The sequence below is a fragment of the Microbacterium sp. 69-10 genome, assembly GCF_001897945.1.
In the GTDB taxonomy this organism is placed as follows: Bacteria; Actinomycetota; Actinomycetes; order Actinomycetales; family Microbacteriaceae; genus Microbacterium.
In genome coordinates, this window is sequence record NZ_MKRT01000023.1 from 57661 (window position 1) to 63757 (window position 6097).

Sequence of the window (6097 nt, forward strand, 5' to 3'; positions counted from 1 at the left end):
GCCAGTCCTCGAGCGCGCTGGCGATCGCCCAGCATCTGGCGCAGCATCCGGCCGTCTCCCGGGTGAACCATCCCGGCCTCGCGGGCAGCCCGTGGCACGCTCTCGCGCAGCGTTACCTGCCCAAGGGGGCGCCCTCGGTGTTCTCCTTCGACGTCGCCGGGCCCGAGGACGAGGCCCCGGAGCGCATCGCCCGGCTGGTGGACGAGCTGAGCGTTTTCCGCCTGGTCGCGAACCTCGGCGACGCCCGCTCCCTGGTCGCGCACCCCGCATCCATGACCCACTCGCACCTGACCCCCGCCCAGCGTGCGGCGGCGGGCATCTCCCTGAACACCGTGCGCCTGTCGATCGGGATCGAGGATCCCGCCGACCTGATCACCGACCTCGATCGCGCGCTCGCGATCGCCTGAACGCCGCACTCTGAACCCGAAGCACCAGGAGGACCCTCATGGCCATCGACCTCGGATACTGGACGCCCGTCTACGGCGGATTCCTGCGCAACGTCCGCGATGAGGGCCGCATGGCCGCCACGTGGGAGTACATCCGCGAGGTGTCCGTCAAGGCCGACCGCCTCGGCTTCCACACCACGCTGGTCCCGGAGCTGTATCTGAACGACCGCAAGGGAACGGATGCCCCGAGCCTGGAGGCATGGTCGCTGTCCGCGGCCATCCTCGCGGCGACCGACCGCCTGCGGGTGATGACCGCTGTGCGCCCCGGGTTCCACCTGCCGGCCGTCCTGGCCAAGACCGTGTCCACGCTCGACAGCATCGCGCCAGGGCGCGTGGCGCTGAACGTGGTCGCGGCGTGGTGGGCGGAGGAGGCACGGCAGTTCGGCGGAGTCTTCCCCGCGCACGACGCCCGCTACGCCCAGGCGACCGAGTTCGTCGAGGTGCTGAACGGACTGTGGGAGAGCACTCCGTTCACCTACCGCGGCGACCACTACGACTTCGACGGCACGATCGTCGAGCCCAAGCCCTCCAGTCACCCGGTGATCTTCGCGGGCGGCGAGAGCGACGCCGGCCGGGAGGCGATCGCGGGCTTCGCGGACGCCTACGTGATGCACGGCGGCACCCTGGATGAGGTGCGGGCCAACGTCGCCGACATGAACGCCCGCTCCGAGCGCCTGCACGGCCGGCCGATCGCCGAGTTCGGGATGCCCGCGTACGTGATCGTGCGCGACACCGAGGCTGAGGCGCAGCGCGAGCTGGACCGGATCACCACGGTCGACCCGCACTCCCCCGGCTACGCCTCCTTCGAGCAGTTCCGGCAGAACTCGAACCTGTCGCTGGAGCTGTCCCGTCGCGAGTACTCGGTCGGCACGCGCGGCCTGCGACCGAATCTCGTCGGCACGGCCGAGCAGGTCGCGGAGCGGATCGACGAGTACGCGGACGCCGGCATCAGCCTGCTGCTGATCCAGGCGTCGCCTCTGGACGAGGAGCTCGACCGCATCGCCGAGCAGGTCTTCCCGCTGGTGGGGCAGCGTTCGCTGGCCGCGGCAGGCTGAGCGCCCTGGGTTCCGCCCTCCCCGAGAACGGCGACATCAAGGCGCGAGATCAGGCGCCGCGCAGCCGTTCGCGGATGAACCTCGCACTCAGCACCGCATCGATCGCTGCTACCGAGGCGCCCACGATTGCGGCCTCCTGCCCGAGCACCGAGTGCGAGAGGGTCAGATTCCTCGTCGCGAGAGGAAGTGCTCGTTGATAGACGACTGCTCTGACACCGGCCAGCAGATCATCGCTCGCTGCTGTGAGCGGGCCGCCCAGGCTGATCCGTGCGGGATTGTAGAGGTGCACGAGTGATGCGGCGGCCTCACCTAGAATCGATGCACCGAGACGGACGATACGCGTTGCCGACGGGTCACCGGTCCGAACGGCCGCGATCAGGTCCTCCTGCCCGAGTTCGGGCACCTCCTGTTCTTCGCCGAGAGCGCGTGCCATCGCCGCAACCGACGCCACCGCCTCCAAGCAGTCGACGTTGCCACAGCTGCAGACCCGGTGATTGTCACTCAGCACGCGGATGTGACCGATGTCGCCGGCGGCGCCGTGCGCACCTCGATGCAGCTTCCCGTCCGCGGTCACCAGCCCACCACCGATACCCGTCCCGACCTTCACGTACAGCAGCGGCAGCTCATCGGCGGGGAGCGCCCGCGACTCGCCTAGCGCCATCAGATTGACGTCGTTGTCGACGACCGTCAGACACCCGAACTCCTCTGTGAACTCGCCAGCCACCGGGTACTCATCCCACCCCGGCATGATCGGTGGCCGGACCGGTATGCCGCGATGGGAGTCCACCGGCCCTGGGAGGCCGATAGAGATCACCAGCAGTCGGGTCTCCGTTAGTGAAGAGAGCATCGCGCGCAGTCGTTCCTGCAACGCACCGAGAACGACCTGCGGTCCGTCAGCGATGGCACTGTCGTACTTCTCGTAGGCGAGGCAGCACTGGCCGAGTGTCATCACGGCTAGTTCGACGTGCCCCGCAGTTATAGAGATCGCCGCGATCACGCAGACGTCGCCGCCGATGACGAAGGTGCCTGCGGGCCGCCCTCGGCCGACTCTCGCTGCCGGTCCTCCCGGTGCGATGAGACGGTGACGGCGCAGGGTCTCAAGGTGCGCCTCTACGGTCGACGGCGAGAGACCGGTCTCGCGTGCGAGCGCAGGACGCGTCACCGCATCACCCGAGGCGATCAGCCCCAGGATCACGCTCATCGCGACAGCAGGATCGGTCATCGACCGTCCGATCGCGGAGTCGAGTCGATACTGCTGCGCACCCAGGTGGCGGAGGCGAGGCATCGCTTGATTCATGCACCTATTATGTCGAAATCTTTGTTATTTATTCCTTGAAGAAGAGTAAATGACATCTCTAGCATCCCAAGTAGCGCAAAGACGCACGAGATTCTGATGGTTATGCAGAGAGGTTTCAGGGTGACGACGAGAAGCACGTTCCGACGGGCGGCCATCGCAGGTGGGGGCATGGTCGGGCGAGTTCACCGACAGGCACTTTCGGTCCTCGGCATCCCCCTCGTCGGCGTACTCGGATCCGATCCCGTACGCGGCGAGGTGCTCGCACACGAGTGGGGTGCGGATCAGGCCTTCACCGACATCGAGACTCTCGCGGCGTCCGACGTCGAGGTGGTGCATCTCTGCACGCCGACCGGAACCCATGCCGACTACGCCCGAGTGCTGATCGACGCGGGCAAGCATGTGATCTGCGAGAAGCCGCTCGCAACCACCGCAGCCGCTGCAGAAGAGCTGACAGCCGCCGCCGCCCGTCGCGGTGTGGTCGCTGCGGTCCCCTTCGTCTATCGGTACTACTCCGCCGTTCGCGAGATCCGCGCCCGCGTGCAGCACGGCGATCTCGGACCGATCACGCTGCTGCACGGTTCATACCTGCAGGATTGGCTGCTCGACCCGCTCGCGTCGAATTGGCGAGTCGATGCTGCAGCCGGTGGCGCCTCTCGGGCATTCGCTGACATCGGGTCGCACTGGTGCGACCTCATCGAATGGATCACCGGCGAGCGGTTCGTCAAGCTGGTCGCCCAGCTCTCAACCTCGGTCCCGGAGCGCCCCACGCCCACCGGCCCCAGTTTCTCGGCGCCCTCTGCCGTCGGCGGACCCCTCATGAAAGTCGACACCGAGGACATCGCCACCCTCCTGCTCCGAACCGATCGAGGTGTACCCGCGAACCTGACGGTCTCCCAAGTCTCGTCAGGACGGAAGAACCGCCTGTGGTTCGAGATCGACGGCGCGTCAGGATCCGCCTCCTTCAATCACGAGAACCCCGAGCAGGCATGGTTCGGCGACGCTCACGGCGAGATGGCCCTGTTCGCACGAGGCTCGGGGACGGCGCATGCCACCGACCGCCTGCCGAGCGGGCACCCGCAGGGCTGGGACAGCGCATTCACCTCGTTCATCTCAGATGCATATGCGGCGGTCGATGGCGAGAGCCCAGAGGGCCTGCCAACTTTCGCCGATGGCGCGCACGCCGCTCACCTGGTGGACGCCGTGCTCAGTTCCGCGCAGGACGAACAATGGAAGGAGATAGCAGGATGAAGCTCGGATTTCTCACCGCCTGCATGGCGGACCGATCGCTCCAGGAGGTGCTGTCCTGGGCCGCTCGCCACGACTTCGAGGCACTCGAGGTCGGATGCTGGGAAGAGAACGATCCCTCCACCTATCACGCCCGCCACATCGACGTGCGGACACTCGACATCGGTGAGGCCGCCCGGGTGAATGACGCCTTTGCGGAAGCGGGCCTCTCGATCTCGGCGCTCGCGTACTACGAGAACAACCTTCACGGCGATCTCGCCAAGCGCGAAAGCATCAATGGACACCTCAAGGCATGCGTCCGCGCAGCCTCGCTGCTTGGAGTCGATACGGTGGGGACCTTCATCGGTCGCGATCTGACAGCATCTGTCACCGACAACCTGCACGAGGGCGCCAAGGTACTGCCCGATCTCGTGCGTTACGCGTCAGACCATGGCGTCACGCTGGTCATCGAGAACTGTCCGATGGAGGGATGGGGCCCCGACGGGTACCCCGCCAACCTCGCCTACACGCCGGAGCTGTGGGACTGGATCATCGAGATGGGGTTCGCCTTGAACTTCGATCCTTCTCACCTGATGTGGCTCGGAATAGACCCGGTCGCGGCGTTGAAGGATTACGCACCGCATGTCCGGCACGTCCAGGCGAAGGACGTCGAGATCGATCCGGCAGCACGTCAGCGATACTCGATCTTCGGTCGCACGGTCTCCCGTCGGGACGGGTGGGACACCGGCTGGTGGCGGTACCGCATCCCCGGCCTTGGCCAGGTGGATTGGCTCGGCGTCATCGACACGCTCTATGAAGGCGGTTTCGAGGGAACCGTCTCGGTGGAGCACGAGGATCCGGTCTGGGGCGGCACACCGGAGCGCATCGAGACCGGGCTGTTGATCGCCAAGCGCACCCTCGATGCGCTCCGCGCCCCGTCTCCTGTCCGCACCCCGCACACGATCTGATCAGACAACTCGACGAACCAAATCGAAAGGAGTATTCCATATGCGACGCAGCATAATCACGGCGGCGATCGGCACGATCACCGCACTGGCACTTCTCACCGGCTGTTCATCCGGCGGAACTGGAGCGGAGGCGACCGGAAAGAAGCTCAGCGACCAGCAGGTCGCCGCCCTCGGCGATGTAACACTCACCATCAGCTCATGGGCGTCCGGCGGAGGAAAGGACGCGCTGGAGCGTACCATCACCGCATTCGAAAAGAAGTACGACAACGTCAAGGTCAAGGCTTCGTACAAGTCGTTCGATGACTACGGCAAGACGATCGACCTTGCGATGCAGAGCAACAACGCCCCGGACATCGCGCAATCGAACGCGGTCATGGCGCGCCGTCTGACTGCGGGCAAGCTCATCCGCTCGCTCGACGCGTTCTCCGAGTCCTACGGCTGGGGTGACCGCTACCCTGCGGCGGTCAAGGGCATGCTGACGGTCAGCGAGGACGGAAAGGTCTTCGGCACCGGCCAGCAGTGGGGCGCGGCCCCGGGCGGCAACATCGTCGGAGTCTTTTACAACACCAAGATCCTCGCCGAGCTGGGTCTCAAGGTGCCGACTGACTACGACGCCTTCGTCGCTTCGATGGACGCGGCGAAGAAGGCCGGCGTGCAGCCGATCGTGATGGGCAATCTCGAGCAGTGGCCCGCCAATCATCTCCTCTCCGCGATCCTCAACTACACCGAGAGTCCGAAGCAGGTCCAGGACTGGATCAACGGCGCCGGCGGCAGCTTCACGGACAAGGGCTTCGTCGATGGGCTCACCGAACTGCAGAACTGGATGGAGGCGGGCTACATCTCGCCTGACACCAACGGCATCAAGAACGACGACGGCAATGCCGCCTTTGTCAAGGGCGAGGGCCTTTATCAGATCACCGGAAACTGGAACACCGGCCTCTATGCTGACATGGGCGCCGATGCCGGCTTTCTCGTGCTGCCTGCTCCTGCGGGGAAGGAACTCGCGACGACCGGCGCGTTCGACGGCGCGCTGACCATCTCGAGCAAATCCAAGCAGCCCGATCTCGCCGCGCTCTTCCTCGATTTCTACACGGGCGAGGAGATGGC

Annotated in this window: 6 protein-coding genes (1 of these 6 cut by a window edge); 5 read left to right on the forward strand and 1 reads right to left on the reverse strand. The window is 65.9% G+C overall.

Annotation, left to right across the window (positions count from 1 at the left end):
- Both BGN97_RS10435 and BGN97_RS10440 read left to right on the forward strand, forming a co-directional pair.
- Positions 1-407: PLP-dependent transferase (locus BGN97_RS10435; RefSeq protein WP_292701017.1), on the forward strand; the 407-nt coding region annotated here is incomplete at its 5' end.
- 38 nt (positions 408-445) lie between these two features.
- Positions 446-1501 (forward strand): LLM class flavin-dependent oxidoreductase, encoded by a 1056-nt coding sequence (locus BGN97_RS10440; RefSeq protein ID WP_292701020.1) that lies wholly within the window; start codon positions 446-448, stop codon positions 1499-1501.
- 49 nt (positions 1502-1550) lie between these two features.
- On the opposite strand, the gene BGN97_RS10445 is transcribed toward BGN97_RS10440, so the two are convergent.
- Positions 1551-2702: an ROK family transcriptional regulator gene (locus tag BGN97_RS10445; RefSeq protein WP_292701022.1), complete on the reverse strand. Its 1152-nt coding sequence runs from the start codon at positions 2700-2702 to the stop codon at positions 1551-1553.
- Positions 2703-2900: 198 nt separating this feature from the next.
- Between BGN97_RS10445 and BGN97_RS10450 the strand changes: the two genes are divergently transcribed.
- The 3 genes in view from BGN97_RS10450 to BGN97_RS10460 are tightly spaced (at most 23 nt apart) and all read left to right on the forward strand, a layout consistent with a single transcriptional unit that may run on beyond the window.
- Positions 2901-4046: a Gfo/Idh/MocA family oxidoreductase gene (locus BGN97_RS10450; protein ID WP_292701225.1), complete on the forward strand. Its 1146-nt coding sequence runs from the start codon at positions 2901-2903 to the stop codon at positions 4044-4046.
- A 23-nt stretch (positions 4047-4069) separates the two neighbouring features.
- Positions 4070-4990, forward strand: a complete 921-nt coding sequence (locus BGN97_RS10455; protein ID WP_292701227.1) for a sugar phosphate isomerase/epimerase — start codon at positions 4070-4072, stop codon at positions 4988-4990.
- Positions 4944-6097 carry the 5' portion of an extracellular solute-binding protein gene (locus BGN97_RS10460; protein WP_292701024.1) on the forward strand. Its footprint extends 223 nt past the window's final position, so only the first 1154 of its 1377 coding nucleotides appear in the window; the start codon lies at positions 4944-4946; the stop codon falls past the right edge of the window. Before BGN97_RS10455 ends, BGN97_RS10460 begins: the two co-directional genes overlap by 47 nt.